General features: G+C 56.7%; 15 protein-coding genes. 11 read left to right on the forward strand and 4 right to left on the reverse strand.

From position 1 onward, the window contains the following. The first annotated feature begins 267 nt into the window (after window positions 1–267). A complete protein-coding gene (pgi, locus tag C3406_RS24220) occupies window positions 268–1,917 on the forward strand; it encodes a glucose-6-phosphate isomerase (protein WP_103825383.1) in 1,650 nt (549 codons plus the stop codon). Window positions 1,918–2,091: 174 nt separating this feature from the next. Then, window positions 2,092–2,502 carry a phosphate-starvation-inducible protein PsiE gene (gene psiE, locus C3406_RS24225; RefSeq protein ID WP_103825384.1) on the forward strand — a complete coding sequence of 137 codons (411 nt, stop codon included), beginning with the start codon at window positions 2,092–2,094 and terminating at the stop codon, window positions 2,500–2,502. Window positions 2,503–2,596: 94 nt separating this feature from the next. Here the strand turns inward: psiE and malG are convergent, their stop codons facing one another. The 3 genes from malG to malE form a co-directional block, all read right to left on the reverse strand. Then, on the reverse strand, window positions 2,597–3,487 hold the full coding sequence (gene malG, locus C3406_RS24230) for a maltose ABC transporter permease MalG (protein ID WP_032615951.1): 891 nt from the start codon (window positions 3,485–3,487) through the stop codon (window positions 2,597–2,599). Between the two features lie 14 nt (window positions 3,488–3,501). Further along, window positions 3,502–5,046, reverse strand: a complete 1,545-nt coding sequence (gene malF, locus C3406_RS24235) for a maltose ABC transporter permease MalF (protein WP_103825385.1) — start codon at window positions 5,044–5,046, stop codon at window positions 3,502–3,504. Between the two features lie 117 nt (window positions 5,047–5,163). Beyond that, window positions 5,164–6,354 (reverse strand): maltose/maltodextrin ABC transporter substrate-binding protein MalE, encoded by a 1,191-nt coding sequence (gene malE / locus C3406_RS24240; RefSeq protein ID WP_139157118.1) that lies wholly within the window; start codon window positions 6,352–6,354, stop codon window positions 5,164–5,166. Window positions 6,355–6,724: 370 nt separating this feature from the next. Here malE and malK point away from each other — a divergent pair, with 370 nt between their 5' ends. From malK to ubiA, 5 genes are all read left to right on the forward strand, one after another. Beyond that, window positions 6,725–7,834 (forward strand): maltose/maltodextrin ABC transporter ATP-binding protein MalK, encoded by a 1,110-nt coding sequence (gene malK, locus C3406_RS24250; RefSeq protein ID WP_103826504.1) that lies wholly within the window; start codon window positions 6,725–6,727, stop codon window positions 7,832–7,834. A 71-nt stretch (window positions 7,835–7,905) separates the two neighbouring features. Then, the gene (locus C3406_RS24255; protein WP_103825420.1) at window positions 7,906–9,216 is read left to right on the forward strand and encodes a maltoporin; all 1,311 of its coding nucleotides are present in this window, start codon (window positions 7,906–7,908) and stop codon (window positions 9,214–9,216) included. Between the two features lie 113 nt (window positions 9,217–9,329). Then, entirely contained in the window at window positions 9,330–10,292 is a 963-nt protein-coding gene (gene malM, locus C3406_RS24260; RefSeq protein WP_103825388.1) for a maltose operon protein MalM, read from the forward strand. A 181-nt stretch (window positions 10,293–10,473) separates the two neighbouring features. Next, the gene (gene ubiC / locus C3406_RS24265; RefSeq protein WP_103825389.1) at window positions 10,474–10,971 is read left to right on the forward strand and encodes a chorismate lyase; all 498 of its coding nucleotides are present in this window, start codon (window positions 10,474–10,476) and stop codon (window positions 10,969–10,971) included. Window positions 10,972–10,983: 12 nt separating this feature from the next. Continuing rightward, window positions 10,984–11,853 carry a 4-hydroxybenzoate octaprenyltransferase gene (ubiA, locus tag C3406_RS24270; RefSeq protein ID WP_103825390.1) on the forward strand — a complete coding sequence of 290 codons (870 nt, stop codon included), beginning with the start codon at window positions 10,984–10,986 and terminating at the stop codon, window positions 11,851–11,853. A 94-nt stretch (window positions 11,854–11,947) separates the two neighbouring features. Here ubiA and plsB read toward each other — a convergent pair whose 3' ends face one another. Next, entirely contained in the window at window positions 11,948–14,368 is a 2,421-nt protein-coding gene (plsB, locus tag C3406_RS24275) for a glycerol-3-phosphate 1-O-acyltransferase PlsB (protein WP_103825391.1), read from the reverse strand. A 155-nt stretch (window positions 14,369–14,523) separates the two neighbouring features. Here plsB and C3406_RS24280 point away from each other — a divergent pair, with 155 nt between their 5' ends. The 4 genes from C3406_RS24280 (at window position 14,524) to C3406_RS24295 (ending at window position 17,344) form a co-directional block, all read left to right on the forward strand. Continuing rightward, window positions 14,524–14,892 (forward strand): diacylglycerol kinase, encoded by a 369-nt coding sequence (locus C3406_RS24280; RefSeq protein WP_103825392.1) that lies wholly within the window; start codon window positions 14,524–14,526, stop codon window positions 14,890–14,892. Window positions 14,893–15,001: 109 nt separating this feature from the next. Next, window positions 15,002–15,610, forward strand: a complete 609-nt coding sequence (gene lexA, locus C3406_RS24285) for a transcriptional repressor LexA (protein ID WP_103825393.1) — start codon at window positions 15,002–15,004, stop codon at window positions 15,608–15,610. Window positions 15,611–15,673: 63 nt separating this feature from the next. After that, window positions 15,674–16,993: an MATE family efflux transporter DinF gene (dinF, locus tag C3406_RS24290; protein ID WP_103825394.1), complete on the forward strand. Its 1,320-nt coding sequence runs from the start codon at window positions 15,674–15,676 to the stop codon at window positions 16,991–16,993. 141 nt (window positions 16,994–17,134) lie between these two features. Further along, on the forward strand, window positions 17,135–17,344 hold the full coding sequence (locus C3406_RS24295) for a CsbD family protein (RefSeq protein ID WP_103177846.1): 210 nt from the start codon (window positions 17,135–17,137) through the stop codon (window positions 17,342–17,344). Window positions 17,345–17,405 lie beyond the last annotated feature (61 nt).

Raw genomic sequence — 17,405 nt, forward strand, 5'->3', positions numbered from 1 at the left:
GCACAAGGACAAAATAGTTTTATCGGTGCAGGCGCAAATACCGTGTGTATAAATAAAATGTGCAGAGGATCCTGTCAACGCCGGGATTATGCGGATTTTTCATGCTGCCTTCCATATGAGAAACAGGACTTATAACAGCTATACTTTTGGGGCTTTTGCACTGCACTTGATGCAGGCCAGGCCAATGGCATAAAAACCATCACAATTTTTGGCGACAGAGGCTACAATCGACCGAGGTCACAATTCTCAATTCAGAAGAGTATTGCTATGAAAAATATCAATCCAACGCAGACTGCAGCCTGGCAGGCATTACAGAAACACTTTGATGAGATGAAAGACGTCACCATCGCGGAGCTGTTCGCGAAAGACGGCGATCGTTTTAATAAGTTCTCCGCGACCTTCGACGATCAGATGCTGGTGGATTTTTCCAAAAACCGTATCACCGAAGAGACGCTGGCAAAACTGCAGGATCTGGCGAAAGAGACCGATCTGAGCGGTGCCATCAAATCCATGTTCTCTGGCGAGAAGATCAACCGCACCGAAGATCGCGCCGTACTGCATGTTGCACTGCGTAACCGTAGCAATACTCCAATCATCGTTGACGGCAAAGATGTGATGCCGGAAGTGAACGCCGTGCTGGAAAAGATGAAAACCTTCTCGGAAGCAATCATCTCAGGTCAGTGGAAAGGCTACACCGGCAAACCAATCACCGACGTGGTGAACATCGGTATCGGCGGCTCTGACCTCGGCCCATTCATGGTGACCGAAGCGCTGCGTCCGTACAAAAACCACCTCAACATGCACTTTGTCTCTAACGTCGATGGCACCCACATCGCCGAAGTGCTGAAAAAAGTGAACCCGGAAAGCACCCTGTTCCTGGTGGCGTCTAAAACCTTCACCACCCAGGAAACCATGACCAACGCCCACAGCGCGCGCGACTGGTTCCTGAAAACTGCCGGTGATGAGCAGCACGTGGCGAAACACTTCGCGGCGCTCTCCACCAACGCCAAAGCGGTCGGCGAGTTCGGCATCGACACTGCCAACATGTTCGAGTTCTGGGACTGGGTTGGCGGCCGCTACTCCCTGTGGTCCGCGATCGGTCTGTCCATCATCCTCTCCGTGGGCTACGACAACTTTGTTGAGCTGCTCTCCGGCGCGCATGCGATGGACAAACACTTCTCTACCACTCCGGCAGAGAAAAACCTGCCGGTGCTGCTGGCGCTGATCGGCATCTGGTACAACAACTTCTTTGGTGCCGAAACCGAAGCGATCCTGCCGTACGACCAGTACATGCACCGTTTCGCAGCTTACTTCCAGCAGGGCAACATGGAATCCAACGGTAAATACGTTGACCGTAACGGCAACGCCGTGGATTACCAGACCGGCCCAATCATCTGGGGTGAGCCTGGCACCAACGGCCAGCACGCGTTCTACCAGCTGATCCACCAGGGCACCAAAATGGTACCGTGCGATTTCATCGCCCCGGCTATCACGCATAACCCGCTGTCTGACCACCATCCGAAGCTGCTGTCGAACTTCTTCGCGCAGACTGAAGCGCTGGCGTTCGGTAAAGCGCGTGATGTGGTTGAGCAGGAGTATCGCGATCAGGGTAAAGATCCGGCGACCCTGGATCACGTGGCGCCGTTCAAAGTGTTCGAAGGCAACCGCCCAACCAACTCCATCCTGCTGCGTGAGATCACCCCGTTCAGCCTGGGCGCGCTGATTGCCCTGTATGAGCACAAAATCTTCACCCAGGGCGCAATCCTGAACATCTTCACCTTTGACCAGTGGGGCGTTGAGCTGGGCAAACAGCTGGCTAACCGCATCCTGCCAGAGCTGGGTGATAACCAGGACATTAGCAGCCACGACAGCTCCACCAACGGCCTGATTAACCGTTATAAAGCCTGGCGCGCATAATTCCGCTGTTCTCAACAACGCCGGGCGGCACTGCGTTTGCCCGGCCTACGTGTTTTGTAGGCCCGGTAAGCGCAGCGCCACCGGGCGTTTTGCACAAAATATAAACAAAAAATATAGATCCCCGTCACATTTTTGCGTTATACAGGAATCTCGCCCCGGAGAATGAGGTGCTGTATGACATCCCTGACTCGCCCACGCGTTGAGTTTATCTCAACCATTCTGCAGACCGTCCTAAACCTGGGTCTGCTGAGCCTTGGCCTGATCCTGGTCGTCTTCCTCGGTAAAGAGACAGTGCATCTGGCTGATGTGCTTTTTGCCCCTGAGCAAACCAGCAAATACGAGCTGGTTGAAGGGCTGGTGGTTTACTTTCTCTACTTCGAATTTATCGCCCTGATCGTCAAGTACTTTCAGTCTGGCTTTCACTTCCCGCTGCGCTACTTTGTCTACATTGGCATCACCGCGATTGTGCGGCTTATCATCGTCGATCATAAATCGCCCCTCGACGTGCTGCTCTACTCGGCGGCTATTCTGCTGCTGGTGGTCACCCTCTGGCTGTGCAACTCGAAGCGACTGAAGCGGGAATAAAAAAAGGGCGGCCCGAGGGCCGCCGAATACAGTCACAAGTTTGGATCAAGACATCTAGGCAAAGTTGAGGGTTGCAGTGGAAAAACAATGAAACTTAACCTTTCACGCCTCCCGCGGTCAGGCCGTTCACCAGCCAGCGCTGGGCCAGCAGGAAGACGACGGTGATCGGAATAGCGGAGAGTACGGCGGCTGCGGCAAAGTCGCCCCACAGGTAGTTTTGCGGGTTGAGGTATTGCTGCATCCCTACCGCCAGGGTGTAGCTGTTCACATCACGCAGCAGCAGTGAAGCGACCGGCACTTCGGTGATGGCAGCGATAAACGACAGAATAAAGACCACCGCCAGAATCGGTACGGAGAGCGGCAGCAGCACCAGACGGAACGCCTGCCACGGGGTGGCGCCATCCAGCGACGCGGCCTCTTCCAGCGAGTTGTCGATGGTTTCGAAATAGCCTTTGATGGTCCAGACGTGCAGCGCGATCCCGCCGAGGTAGGCGAAAATCACCCCGCCGTGGGTGTTCAGACCGATAAAGGGCACGTACTGGCCGAGACGGTCAAACAACGCGTACAGGGCTACCAGGGACAGGACCGCCGGGAACATCTGGAAAATCAGCATCCCTTTCAGCAGCGTCGCTTTCCCTTTGAAGCGCATACGGGCAAAGGCGTAGGCGCAGGTGGTGGAGAGCGTCACGATACCGATCGCGGTGATGGTCGCGACTTTCACCGAGTTCCACAGCCACAGCAGCACCGGGAACGGCGGCGGGGTGACGCGGCCATCGGCATGCTCCACGCTGAAGCCCAGCGCTAACTTCCAGTGCTCCCAGGAGATTTGCTCCGGGATAAGGCTACCGGTGGCGAAGTTACCCGAACGCAGGGAGATGGCGATAACCATCAGTAGCGGGAACATGATTGCCGCGATAAAAATCAGCAGACCCAGGTGGGTAATCAGTAAACGTAACTTTTGTGATTTGGGTTGGACCATAGCCATTTTCAGTACCCTCCTTAGTCAAACTTCATGCGGGTTGCTTTCAGGTTCACGATTGCCAGCGCGCCCACCAGCAGGAAGATCAGGGTGGCGATGGCCGCCGCCAGACCGAAGTCCTGACCACCGCCGCCTTCGAAGGCGATGCGATAGGTGTAGCTCACGAGCAGGTCGGTATAACCTGCGGGCGTAGTGGTGCCGAGACGGTCCGGGCCACCGTTGGTCAACAGCTGAATCAGCACGAAGTTGTTAAAGTTAAAGGCGAAGCTGGCAATCATCAGCGGCGTCAGCGGCTTGATCAGCAGCGGGAGCGTAATCTTAAAGAAGTTCTGGAACGGGGTAGCTCCGTCCATGGCAGACGCTTCATACAGGTCATCCGGGATCGCCTTCAGCAGCCCCATGCACAGGATCATCATGTACGGATAGCCGAGCCAGGTGTTGACGATGATGATCATGCTGCGGGCGGTGGTCGGGTCGCTGAACCACGCCGGTTTGATACCAAACAGGCTGCTCAGCATCATGTTGATTTCACCAAAGCTCTGGTTGAACAGACCCTTGAAAATCAGAATCGAAATGAACGACGGTACGGCATACGGCAGGATCAGCAGGACGCGGTAAATCGCTTTGCCTTTCAGGGCTTCCCACTGCACCAGGCAGGCCAGTACCATGCCAACGGCCACGGTCAGGATCACGGTCAGTACCGAGAAGACCACGGTCCAGACAAAGATCGCGAAGAACGGTTTCTGGATGCCTTCGTCGGTAAAGACGCGGGTAAAGTTATCCCAGCCGATAGTGACGGTATAGCCCGGGCTGAGCTTATCGTCGCCCCAGGTGCCGTCAGCATTCACGGACTGGTAGAAGCCGATGTCGTTATTCGGGCGGTACTTCACGCCGGTCTGGTTGTTGGTGAGCGTGCTGTCATCGTCCAGCGTGTAGAGCGGGCGAGTACCGGAGAACTGACGCAGTGAGCTCATGATGACTTTGCTTTCGTCCGGCAGCTCAGCGGTAATCTGGGTCAGCGCCTGACGGTTCTGGGTGATGACGCGCAGGTTGGCGCGTTCCCCTTCCGGGAGAGCATCGGCTTCTTTCAGGGCCAGTTTCTGCTCGCCGCCAAATTTAAAGGCGTCGGAGACGTAATATTTGCCTGCGGCATCGTCGGTTAGCGCCAGCTTCCATTCGTCACCTGCGGGATAGAGACCAAAGTTAAAGGTCTTGCCGGCCTGATAGGAACGATCCATCAGCACCTGCTGGGCGCGCTCTTGCGCGAGCTGGTTGGTGCTACTGTAGTTGGTGAAAGCGATGGCGATGGTGCAAATAAGCGGGAACAGGACAAACAGCCCCATCCCGGCAACACCTGGATAGACATAGCGCCAGGCGTAGGCTTTGCGGTTAGCAAAAATATAGAGGCCGACCGAGCTTAAAATCAGCGTCATGGCGGCAAACAGGTACTCCCCCTGGGCGTACATCAAAACAATAAGGTAACCCACCAGCAAGCCCAGCAGACCAATCACTGACCATTTCAGCGTGTCGCTTTGCCACCAGTGTTTCTTTTTAACGACATCCATGGGGTTCTTCCTCTACAACTGTGAAAACTTATTGTCAGGTGGCGCTCCGCTTACCTGACCTACGGCTCGAACCGTAGTTGTAGGGCGGGTAAGCGAAGCGCCACCCGCCGCTTTTACTTACTTGGTGATACGACCCTGAGCATCTTTCAGCGCAGCATCCACAGTCTGACGACCGCTGGCGGCGTTGATCACCGCAGTACGGGTGGCGTACCAGAAGGCAGCCATCTGCGGGATGTTAGGCATGATTTCGCCCTTCTCGGCGTTGCTCATGGTGGCGGCGATGCGTGGATCTTTCGCCAGGGTTTCCTGGAAGGATTTCAGCGCGACGGCACCCAGCGGTTTATCCTTGTTCACTTCTTCCAGACCCTGATCGGTCAGCAGGTAGTTTTCCAGGAACTCTTTCGCCAGCTCTTTGTTCGGGCTGGCGGCGTTGATACCGGCACTCAGCACGCCAACGAACGGTTTAGACGGCTTGCCATTGAAGGTTGGCAGCACCGCAACGCCGTAGTTGATCTTGCTCTTGTCGATGTTGGACCACGCCCACGGACCGTTGATGGTCATCGCGGTTTCGCCCTTGTTGAACGCCGCTTCTGCGATGGAGTAGTCGGTGTCCGCGTTCATCTGTTTGTTCTTGATCAGGTCAACCAGGAAGGTCAGACCCGCTTTCGCCCCTGCGTTGTCCACGCCGACATCTTTCACGTCGTATTTGCCGTTTTCAAACTTGAACGCGTAACCGCCGTCGGCTGCAATCAGCGGCCAGGTGAAGTACGGCTCTTGCAGGTTGAACATCAGCGCGCTCTTACCTTTCGCCTTCAGCTCTTTATCCAGCGCCGGGATCTCTTCCCAGGTTTTTGGCGGGTTCGGTACGAGGTCTTTGTTGTAGATCAGGGAGAGCGATTCAACCGCAACCGGGTAAGCGATCAGCTTGCCGTTGTAACGCACGGCGTCCCAGGTAAACGGGAACAGCTTGTCCTGGAAGGCTTTATCCGGGGAGATCTCGGCCAGCAGGCCAGACTGAGCATAGCCGCCGAAACGGTCATGGGCCCAGAAGATAATGTCCGGGCCGTCGCCGGTTGCAGCAACCTGTGGGAATTTCTCTTCTAGCTTGTCCGGGTGTTCAACGGTGACTTTAATGCCGGTATCTTTCTCGAATTTTTTACCCACTTCAGCCAGGCCGTTATAGCCTTTGTCGCCGTTAATCCAGATTACCAGCTTACCTTCTTCAATTTTGGCGAGCGCCGGTGCGGAAATCATCATTGCTGCAAGGGCGGACAATGCGAAAACGCGTGCGCCAGTCTTGATATTCATATCTGCCATCCTTTTTGGTGATGTGCTGTGGATACATTGAGGTGGTTCAACGTCGCTCAGTCTCCTTATTTGACATCCTCTTTCCATCCTCCTGGCCCCTACGCCCCACCCCCGCTTTATGTGATCTGCGTTGCATAAATTTCAGTTATGTGTCCTGGCGCACACAAAAGAGCGATGAATTTTGCCGGTGACATCACGAATTTTGCCTCCGCCCCCGGGGGGCGCTGGCGGAGTCCACTCTCTCATCCTCCCGCCTCCTCCCCCATAAAAAAGGCTGGGGGTGGAGGATTCGCGAAACGCCCCGATACCGCATAGTCAGCCCATATTGAATGTTTCTGTTGATGACAGGCTGTAACGAAGGGAGTAGGGCATGGCGAGCGTAGAACTGCGTAACGTAACGAAAGCCTGGGGTGACGTGGTGGTATCGAAAGATATCAATCTCGATATCCAGGAAGGTGAATTAGTGGTTTTTGTTGGCCCGTCAGGCTGCGGTAAATCCACGCTGCTGCGTATGATTGCCGGTCTGGAAACCATCACCAGCGGCGATCTGATGATTGGCGATACCCGCATGAACGATATTCCGCCTGCGGAGCGCGGTGTCGGGATGGTCTTCCAGTCCTATGCACTTTATCCCCACCTCTCCGTTGCCGAGAACATGTCGTTCGGCCTCAAGCTGGCGGGCGCCAAAAAAGAGACTATCAACCAGCGCGTGACCCAGGTTGCTGAAGTGTTGCAGCTGGCGCATCTGTTGGACCGTAAGCCGAAGGCCCTGTCCGGTGGTCAGCGTCAGCGCGTGGCGATTGGCCGTACGCTGGTGGCAGAGCCGCGCGTGTTCCTGCTCGATGAACCGCTGTCGAACCTCGACGCCGCGCTGCGCGTGCAGATGCGTATTGAGATTTCCCGTCTGCACAAGCGTCTTGGTCGCACCATGATTTACGTCACCCACGATCAGGTCGAAGCGATGACTCTCGCCGACAAGATTGTGGTGCTCGATGCCGGTCGCGTGGCGCAGGTGGGTAAACCGCTGGAGCTCTATCACTACCCGGCAGACCGCTTTGTTGCGGGCTTTATTGGCTCGCCAAAGATGAACTTCCTGCCGGTAAAAGTCACCGCCACTGCCATCGATCAGGTTCAGGTTGAGCTGCCGAACCGCCAGCAGGTGTGGCTGCCGGTAGACAGCGTAAACGTCAACGTGGGGGCCAACATGTCCCTCGGGATCCGTCCTGAACATCTGCTGCCAAGTCACATCGCTGATGTGACCCTGGAGGGCGAGGTTCAGGTGGTTGAGCAGTTAGGTCACGAAACACAGATTCATATCCAGATCCCAGCCATTCGTCAGAACCTGGTCTACCGCCAGAACGACGTGGTGTTGGTAAAAGAGGGTGCCACATTCGCTATCGGCTTGCCGCCAGAGCGCTGCCATCTGTTCCGTGAGGATGGCACCGCATGTCGTCGGCTGCATCAAGAGCCCGGCGTTTAAGCAATCCCAATAATAAGCACGAAACCATCAGGTGAAGTGTTCAAAGAAAAGCAATGATCTCAGGAGATAGAATAATGATTACTCTGCGCAAAGTCCCTCTGGCACTCGCCATTGCGGCAGGCATCATGTCTGCCCAGGCCGGCGCTGTAGACTTCAAAGGTTATGCTCGTTCTGGCATTGGCTGGACCGGGAGTGGTGGCGAACAACAGTGTTTCCAGGCAACAGGTGCACAGAGCAAATACCGTCTTGGTAACGAATGTGAAACCTATGCCGAACTGAAACTGGGTCAGGAAGTGTGGAAAGAGGGCGACAAGAGCTTCTACTTCGACACCAACGTAGCCTACTCTGTTTCTCAGCAGAACGACTGGGAATCTACCAGCCCTGCCTTCCGTGAAGCTAACGTGCAGGGTAAAAACCTGATTGAATGGCTGCCAGGCTCTACTATCTGGGCCGGTAAGCGCTTCTATCAGCGTCATGACGTTCACATGATCGACTTCTACTACTGGGATATCTCCGGTCCTGGTGCAGGTATCGAAAACATCGATCTGGGCTTCGGTAAACTCTCTCTGGCAGCGACCCGTTCTTCTGAGTCCGGCGGCTCTTCTGCATTTGCCGACTTCGATGCAAATGGCGACCGTATTTACGATAATATCGTACCAAACGATGTCTTCGACGTTCGTTTAGCCGGTATGGAAATCAACCCAGGCGGTACTCTGGAGCTGGGCGTTGACTACGGTCACACCAACATTCCTGATGACTACTACCTGCAGCCTGGCGCCTCTAAAGATGGCTGGATGTTCACCGCTGAACACACCCAGAGCATGCTGAAAGGCTTTAACAAGTTTGTTGTTCAGTACGCAACAGACTCCATGACCTCCAACGGTAAAGGTACTCCGCAGGGTGCGAGCCTGAACAACGACGGCTCCATGATCCGCGTTCTTGACCACGGTGCTGTCACCCTGGCTGACCAGTGGGATCTGATGTACGTCGGTATGTACCAGAACATCGACCTGGACAACAACAACGGTACCGAGTGGTGGACCGTCGGTGTTCGTCCGATGTTCAAATGGACGCCAATCATGTCCACCCTGCTGGAAGTGGGCTACGACAACGTCAAATCTCAGAAAACTGACGACACCAACAGCCAGTACAAAATCACCCTGGCCCAACAGTGGCAGGCTGGCGACAGCATCTGGTCCCGTCCGGCTATCCGCGTCTTCGCAACCTACGCCAAGTGGGATGAGAAATGGGGTTACGCGAATAACGACTCTGGTGCAGGTTACACCTCTGGCGTAGCGTACAACGACACCTCCGCGAAAACCTTCAGCCGTGGCGACAACGATGAGTGGACCTTCGGTGCCCAGATGGAAATCTGGTGGTAAGTCGTAACACCTGATGTATTGACCTAAAAGAGGGGCGCAAGCCCCTCTCTTCATAGGGTGCTGCGCGCTATTGCCTGGCCACCGCAGTGCTAACGCAATCTGAGGTAAACATAATGAAAATGAAAAAAAGTCTCGTCGCGCTGTGCCTCTCCGCAGGTCTGCTGGCAGGAGCTCCAGCCATCACGCTTGCAAACGTCAATTTCGTCCCACAAAACACCAGCGCTGCGCCTGCGGTTCCGGCAGCCGCGCTGCAACAGCTGGTCTGGACGCCTGTCGATCAGTCCAAAACCCAGACCACCCAGCTTTCTGCCGGCGGCCAGACCTTAAACGTGGCGGGGATCGCCGGCCCGGTGGCGGCGTACAGTGTGCCGGCTAATATCGGCGAAATCACCCTGACGCTGACAAGCGTGGTAGATAAACAGACCAGCGTATTTGCACCGAACGTGCTGATTCTGGATCAGAACCTGACGCCATCTGCCTACTTCCCAAGCGAATACTTCACCTACCAGGAGCCGGGCGTGATGAGCGCCGATCGTCTGGAAGGGGTTATGCGCCTGACGCCAGCCCTGGGTCAGCAGAAACTGTACGTCCTGGTCTTTACCACCGACAAAGATCTGCAGCAAACCACCAAACTGATTGATCCGGCGAAAGCCTATGCCAAAGGCACCGGCAACGCCGTACCGGATATTCCGGACCCGATTGCCCGTCACGTGACGGATGGCCAGCTGAAGCTGAAAGTCTCCACCAACAGCACCTCCAGCGTGCTGGTCGGCCCGCTGTTTGGCTCCTCCGGCCCTGGCCCGGTCACCGTAGGCAATACCGCGGCACCGGTCTATGCTGCGCCAGCGGTTGCACCTGCTGCGGCTCCGGCTGCCGCGCCAGCCGTTGCCCCGGCCCCGGCGAAGAAGAGCGAGCCGGTACTGACCGATACCGAAGCCTACTTTAATCAGGCCATTAAGCAGGCAGTCGCTAAAGGTGATGTCGACAAAGCGCTAAAACTGCTGGATGAAGCAGAGCGTTTAGGCTCGACCACTGCCCGTTCCACCTTTATCAGCAGTGTAAAAGGCAAGGGGTGACCGTCTCCCCACAATGCTGATTTTGTCAGTAGTTTGGTGCGCCCCTACGGGCGCACTTTTTTTGTGATTTACACCGCTGTTGCATCTCTGTTGCGATAATGTTCGCTAACTCACGTTTGCCCGCCCGCATTGCGCGTTTCTGCGATACAATAGCTTTACGTTATGTATCGGAGAGTCTGGCATGTCACACCCCGCGCTAACGCAACTGCGTGCGCTGCGCTATTTTGACGAAATCCCTGCCCTGGAACCGGAGCAGCTCGACTGGCTGCTGCTGGAAGATTCCATGACCAAACGTTTTGAGCAGCAGGGCAAGAACGTCACCGTCACCCTCATTCAGGAGGGATTCGTCACGCCTGACGCGGTGGCGGATGAGTTGCCGTTGCTGCCGAAAGAGGCGCGCTACTGGCTGCGGGAGATCCTGCTCTGTGCCGACGGCGAGCCGTGGCTGGCCGGGCGCACGGTGGTGCCAGAATCTACCCTCACCGGGCCGGAGATGGCGCTGCAGCAGATGGGCAAAACCCCGCTGGGACGCTATCTGTTCACCTCCTCCGAGCTGACCCGTGATTTTATTGAAATTGGACGCGATGCCGGATTATGGGGACGCCGTTCCCGCTTGCGCTTGAGCGGCAAACCCTTACTGCTGACCGAGCTGTTTTTACCGGCGTCACCGTTGTACTAAGAGGAAGAGAAAATGGAGAGGAGTCTGACGCAGAACAAGCTGCTGGCGTACCACCGGCTGATGCGAACGGATAAGCCGATCGGTGCGCTGCTGTTGCTGTGGCCGACCCTGTGGGCGCTGTGGGTTGCGACACCCGGGCTGCCGCCGCTGTGGATCCTGGCGGTATTTGTGGCGGGTGTCTGGCTGATGCGAGCAGCGGGCTGTGTGGTTAACGATTATGCCGATCGCAAATTTGACGGCCACGTGAAACGCACTGCCAATCGTCCGCTGCCGAGCGGGGATGTCACGGAGAAAGAGGCGCGGACGCTGTTTGTGGTGCTGATCCTGCTCTCGTTCCTGCTGGTGTTGACCCTCAACACCATGACCATCCTGCTCTCCGTGGCAGCGCTGGCCCTGGCCTGGGTCTACCCGTTTATGAAGCGCTACACCCATCTGCCGCAGGTGGTGCTGGGCGCCGCGTTTGGCTGGTCGATCCCCATGGCCTTTGCCGCCGTCAGCGAAAGCGTGCCGTTGAGCTGCTGGCTGATGTTCCTGGCCAATATCCTCTGGGCGGTGGCCTACGATACCCAGTACGCGATGGTTGACCGCGACGATGATCTGAAGATTGGCATTAAATCGACGGCCATTCTGTTTGGTCGTCAGGACAAGCTGATCATCGGGATTTTGCAGGTCGCGGTGCTGGCGCTGATGGTGGCAATTGGTTACCTGAATCAATTGAACGGCGCATTTTACGCGGCGGTCGCGGCGGCGGGCGTGCTCTTTATCTACCAGCAAAAGCTCATTGCCAACCGTGAGCGCGAGGCCTGTTTTAAAGCGTTTCTGAACAATAACTATGTTGGTCTGGTGTTGTTTGTCGGGTTAGCGATTAGCTATTGGGCATAAAAAAAGCCGGGTGGCGGCTTCGCCTTACCCGGCCTACGATTTGGCAGAACATGCAGGCCGGGTAAGCGTTAGCGCCACCCGGCTTTTTTACGCATTACTCGCCCTGCGTCGCGCTCTCAATCGTTAAGCGCACGTCAGAGGTGATCAGCTCTGCCAGCATCTGGTAAATCTTCATCGTCTCTTCCGGCTCGGCATCACCGCTGTCGCTGATATAACCCTCATCACGCAGCGTCAATACCAGCGAACTGAAGACCGCTTTGTCGAAGAACTCCGGCGCGTTGATGCCGTGCAGCATCGACAGACGCTGGGCCAGGGTACGGCTCTCTTTCTCCAGCGTACCGCGGTTGATCGACGGGTTGGCGCTCAGCAGCCAGAAGGTGATGGCGTAGCGCTGTACGGTCTCGCGCGCACCCGCCGCCAGCAGCTGTAGCGTGCGTGAGCGGGACGGGTTGATCACCAGAACGTCCTCTTTCTGCGTCATCAGCCCCTGGCGGACCAGCTCTTCAGTGTGCTTATCCAGCACCTCTGCCAGCTCGTCGCTGTTCCAGCGCAGGAACAACTCGGCTTTCAGCATCGGGTAGAGGGCAGTGACATGCTCCAGCAGCGCCTGACGGCTGATCTGGCGATGCTGGGTCACGATGGCGGCCATCAGTGACGGCAGCATCAGCATATGCGCGATGTTGTTGCGGTAGTAGGTCATCAGCACCGCCTGCTCGCGCGGTAGAATGATGATATCGCCGATCGTGTCTTTCTCGACCTCGAACTTATTCATCTGCAATGCGTGATCGATGAGCTCGCTGGCGCTGGCCGTCGGCACCGTGGCATCGGCGGCATAGGGCACGTTGCGCATCAGGTTCAGGTAGCAGTCGATCTGCTCGGTCAACTGCTCGCGGGTGAGCGAGCGCTGGCGCGAAGCAAGCAGGGCGGTACAGCACAGGTTCATGGCGTTCGCCGCCCCGGCGTTGTTAATGCGCACCATCAGATCGGCAGCAATGGCATTCACCGTCGGCGTCAGCCAGGCCGGACGCACCGCTTCGATCGGATCGATGGACTCACGCCACTCCGGTACACGGTGGTTGAGGTAGGTCATCAGCGGCATCGGCTCGCCGAAGTTAACATACCCCTGGCCGAGGTTGCGCAGCTTGCTCAGACCACGCAGCATCTGCAGCAGGCTCTCTTTCTCTTTGGTGGCGCCGCGCAGCTCTTTGGCGTAGGTGCCCACTTCCATCACGTGCTCGTAACCGATGTAGATCGGCACCAGGGTGATAGGACGCGTACCGCCGCGCAGCATCGCCTGGATGGTCATCGACAGGGTGCCGGTCTTCGGATCGAGAAGACGCCCGGTACGGGAACGGCCACCTTCCACAAAGTACTCGACGGAATAGCCGCGGCTGAACAGCTCGCCGAGGTATTCACGGAACACGGTGGAGTAGAGCTTGTTGCCTTTGAAGGTACGGCGAATAAAGAACGCACCCAGACGGCGGAAGATCGGCCCTGCCGGCCAGAAGTTGAGGTTAATGCCCGCCGCAATGTGCGGTGGCACCAGCCCTTGGTGATAGAGCACGTACGAGAGCAGCAGGTAGTCCATGTGGCTACGGTGGCAGGGCACGTAGACAATTTCATGGCCGTCATGGGCCAGCTGGCGCACACGCTCGGCGTTGTGCACGTTAATCCCCTGATAGAGACGGTTCCAGGTGAAGCTCAGGATACGGTCGCTGAGGCGGATCATCTCGTAGGAGAAGTTGGCGGCAATCTCTTCCATCAGGGCGATGGCGTTTTGCTGCGCCTTCTCATGGGAGATCTTTTTGCTGCGCGCTTCGTCTTCGACGGCACGGGCAATGGCTTTCGACGCCAGCAGCTTATTGAACAGATCCTGGCGAGCAGGCAGGCGCGGGCCTACCGCAGCCAGACGCTGGCGGGCAAAGTGCATGCGCGCCACGCGGGCCAGCTTCTGGGCGATGGTTTTATCCGTGCCGTGCTCATCGGCCATGCGGCGCAGGGAGACGGACGGTGAAAAACGGACGAAGCTGTCGCGGCCCAGCCAGTTTACGGCAAAAAACTTCTGCACCCCGTTGAGCATGCGCAACGGCGGGTTCTCTTCGCCTTTATCGCGCCCCGGACGACGGCCAAACATCACCGATACCGGCACCATCTGCACATCCAGCAGCGGGTTGCTGCGGTGCAGGTCGAGGTAATCATGGAACAGCTTAATGGACTCTTCTTTCGGCGTGTACCAGGTGAATACGCGAGGTCCGCCGTGGATAAAGATGTAGCGTGGCAGTTGGGTGCCGTCGATCTCCAGCGGCTCCAGCGGATCCGGGAGATCGTGCGCCAGGCACTGGGCGCGCAGCGTCAGCAAGTCGGCCTTCGAGTTGTAAGGCAAAACGTACATAATAGGACGCGAGGTATCGAGTCCCAATTCCAGCGTGGGAACCGCCGGAATAGACTTGCTTTTTACCAGGACGCTTAATGGTAAATTAAGTAATTTGTAGTAAATTCGTGGCCAGCCAGACATAAACGATGTAAAGCCTCTGGTTAAAAATGCAATTGCGGCGCAAGGATAACAGAAAGCGCGCAAAATTTCTGTTGTTACCCGTCATACTTCCGGCGGCAGCGCAGCGCGCTTAAGCCACCGTTTCTGACGCTATTTTCGAAGAAAGGTTTCTTTTAATGGCCAACAATACCACTGGGTTAACCCGAATCATTAAAGCTGCCGGCTATTCCTGGAAAGGCATTCGTGCTGCCTGGATCAATGAAGCCGCTTTTCGCCAGGAGGGGGTAGCAGTCATCGCGGCGATTATTATTGCCTGCTGGCTGGATGTTGATCCCATCACCCGTGTACTCCTGATTGGATCGGTAATGTTGGTGATGATAGTCGAAATTCTGAACAGTGCGATCGAGGCGGTGGTCGACCGCATTGGTAGCGACTTCCATGAGCTTTCGGGCCGGGCAAAAGATATGGGCTCTGCCGCTGTGCTGATGGCGATTATCGTTGCCCTGTTTACCTGGGTCACGCTGCTTTGGGAACATTTGCGATAAGCCTTCAGAAACCGAACAAGTCTCTGGTTTTTTATGCGGTTTGTGGTTCCAAAATCGCCTTTAGCTGTATATACTCACAGCATAACTGTATATACACCCAGGGGGCGGAATGAAAGCGTTAACGACCAGGCAGCAAGAGGTGTTTGATCTCATTCGGGATCATATCGGCCAGACGGGTATGCCGCCGACGCGTGCAGAAATCGCGCAGCGTCTGGGCTTCCGTTCTCCAAACGCCGCTGAAGAGCACCTTAAAGCCCTGGCGCGTAAGGGTGTGCTTGAGATTGTCTCCGGCGCGTCTCGTGGTATTCGTCTGCTGGTTGAAGCAGAAGAGGGCCTTCCGCTTGTCGGTCGTGTTGCCGCCGGGGAACCGCTGCTGGCGCAACAGCATATTGAAGGCCACTATCAGGTCGATCCGGGCATGTTCAAACCGAGCGCGGACTTCTTGCTGCGCGTCAGCGGGATGTCCATGAAGGATATCGGCATTCTCGACGGCGATCTGCTGGCGGTACATAAAACGCAGGATGTGCGCAACGGCCAGGTGGTTGTGGCGCGCATAGATGACGAAGTGACCGTTAAACGCCTGAAGAAACAGGGCAACACGGTACAGCTGCTGCCGGAAAACAGCGAGTTTTCCCCGATTGTTGTCGATCTGCGTGAACATAACTTTTCCATCGAAGGGCTGGCGGTAGGCGTCATCCGCAACGGCGAATGGTTATAACCTCTTTCTGACAGACTGCGGCAACCCCGCAGTCTGCTTTTCTTTTTTCTGCCGGTCATACACATGTCTCTGCTGACTGCTTCAGACAAGGCGTTGTGGCGTCTTGCCCTCCCGATGATCGTCTCCAATATCAGCGTCCCGCTGCTGGGGCTGGTGGATACCGCCGTTATCGGCCATCTCGACTCTCCGGTCTATCTGGGCGGTGTCGCCATCGGCGCCACGGCAACCAGTTTCCTGTTTATGCTGCTGCTCTTTTTGCGTATGAGCACCACCGGTCTCACCGCTCAAGCCTATGGTGCGAAAGATCCGCTGCGTCTGGCCCGGGCGCTGGTGCAGCCGCTGATCCTCGCGCTCGGCGCCGGGTTACTGATTGTGCTGCTGCGCACACCGCTTATCGATCTGGCGCTGCATATCGTGGGCGGCAGCGAGGATGTCCTGCATCAGGCGCGGCGCTTCCTCGAGATCCGCTGGCTTAGCGCCCCGGCATCGCTGGCTAACCTGGTGCTGCTCGGCTGGCTGCTGGGGGTGCAGTATGCCCGGGCACCGGTGATCCTGCTGGTGGTGGGTAACTTGCTCAATATCGTGCTGGATCTGTGGCTGGTAATCGGGCTGAAAATGAACGTGCAGGGGGCCGCTCTCGCGACCGCTGTCGCCGAATACGCCACCCTGTTGCTTGGCTTGTGGATGGTCTGGCGGGTGCTGGCTCTGCGCGGCATTTCCCTGGCGCTGCTGAAAGCGAGCTGGCGGGGCAATATCCGCAAGCTGCTGGCCCTGAACCGGGACATTATGCTGCGCTCGCTGCTGCTGCAACTCTGTTTCGGCGCGCTGACGGTGCTGGGCGCGCGTTTGGGGCCCGAGATTATCGCGGTTAACGCCGTGCTGATGACGCTACTCACCTTTACCGCCTACGCGCTGGATGGGTTTGCCTACGCGGTTGAGGCGCACTCCGGGCAGGCCTATGGCGCCCGGGAAAGCGGCCAGCTGCGTGAAGTATGGCGGGCAGCCTGCCGTCAGTCTGGCATGGTGGCGCTGGCCTTCGCGCTTGTCTATGCCCTGGCGGGCAACCCGATCGTGGCGCTGCTGACTTCGCTGCCAGAGCTGCGCGCGCTGGCGAGCCATTATCTTGTCTGGCAGGTGATTTTGCCGGTGGTGGGGGTCTGGTGCTATTTGCTCGACGGCATGTTTATCGGCGCAACCCGTGGCGCAGAGATGCGCAACAGTATGGCCGTCGCGGCCGCCGGGTTTGGTCTGACGCTGTTCACCTTGCCCTGGCTGGGGAATCATGGCCTGTGGCTGGCCCTGAGCGTGTTCCTGGCCCTGCGGGGGCTCTCTCTGGGCTGGATCTGGCACCGGCATTGGCGCAACGGCACCTGGTTTCAATAACGGCTTCACCTCACTGAATGGTAAAAGATTCCGAATAACAAACCCAACGCCGCACGCTTATCTATAATTATTATCACGTCCAGCACGAAATCTATTTCAGGACGAACTTATCCTTAACGACCGAGCGAAGAGGAATCGATGATGAATAAAGACCAAGTCGGCGGTAACTGGAAGCAGATCAAAGGTAAAGTAAAAGAACAGTGGGGCGACCTGACTGACGATGACATGACCGTTATCGAAGGTAAACGTGACCAGCTGGTGGGGAAAATTCAGGAACGCTATGGTTATGAGAAAGACCAGGCGGAGAAAGAAGTTGGTGACTGGGAAACCCGTAACAACTATCGCTGGTAATTCAGCGCTACCCGCAGGTACACGGATGTACGCCCAGGGCGACCCTCAGGTCGCCCCTTTT

Origin of the sequence: Leclercia sp. LSNIH8, assembly GCF_002920195.1 — a bacterium.
GTDB lineage: Bacteria > Pseudomonadota > Gammaproteobacteria > Enterobacterales > Enterobacteriaceae > Enterobacter.

Bases quoted from the DNA above. Each gene is read 5' to 3' on its own strand.
- pgi (WP_103825383.1), top strand. From the start codon at position 268: ATGAAAAATATCAATCCAACGCAGACTGCAGCCTGGCAGGCATTACAG.
- psiE (WP_103825384.1), top strand. From the start codon at position 2,092: ATGACATCCCTGACTCGCCCACGCGTTGAGTTTATCTCAACCATTCTG.
- malG (WP_032615951.1), bottom strand. From the start codon at position 3,487: ATGGCTATGGTCCAACCCAAATCACAAAAGTTACGTTTACTGATTACC.
- malF (WP_103825385.1), bottom strand. From the start codon at position 5,046: ATGGATGTCGTTAAAAAGAAACACTGGTGGCAAAGCGACACGCTGAAA.
- malE (WP_139157118.1), bottom strand. From the start codon at position 6,354: ATGAATATCAAGACTGGCGCACGCGTTTTCGCATTGTCCGCCCTTGCA.
- malK (WP_103826504.1), top strand. From the start codon at position 6,725: ATGGCGAGCGTAGAACTGCGTAACGTAACGAAAGCCTGGGGTGACGTG.
- malM (WP_103825388.1), top strand. From the start codon at position 9,330: ATGAAAATGAAAAAAAGTCTCGTCGCGCTGTGCCTCTCCGCAGGTCTG.
- ubiC (WP_103825389.1), top strand. From the start codon at position 10,474: ATGTCACACCCCGCGCTAACGCAACTGCGTGCGCTGCGCTATTTTGAC.
- ubiA (WP_103825390.1), top strand. From the start codon at position 10,984: ATGGAGAGGAGTCTGACGCAGAACAAGCTGCTGGCGTACCACCGGCTG.
- plsB (WP_103825391.1), bottom strand. From the start codon at position 14,368: ATGTCTGGCTGGCCACGAATTTACTACAAATTACTTAATTTACCATTA.
- C3406_RS24280 (WP_103825392.1), top strand. From the start codon at position 14,524: ATGGCCAACAATACCACTGGGTTAACCCGAATCATTAAAGCTGCCGGC.
- lexA (WP_103825393.1), top strand. From the start codon at position 15,002: ATGAAAGCGTTAACGACCAGGCAGCAAGAGGTGTTTGATCTCATTCGG.
- dinF (WP_103825394.1), top strand. From the start codon at position 15,674: ATGTCTCTGCTGACTGCTTCAGACAAGGCGTTGTGGCGTCTTGCCCTC.
- C3406_RS24295 (WP_103177846.1), top strand. From the start codon at position 17,135: ATGAATAAAGACCAAGTCGGCGGTAACTGGAAGCAGATCAAAGGTAAA.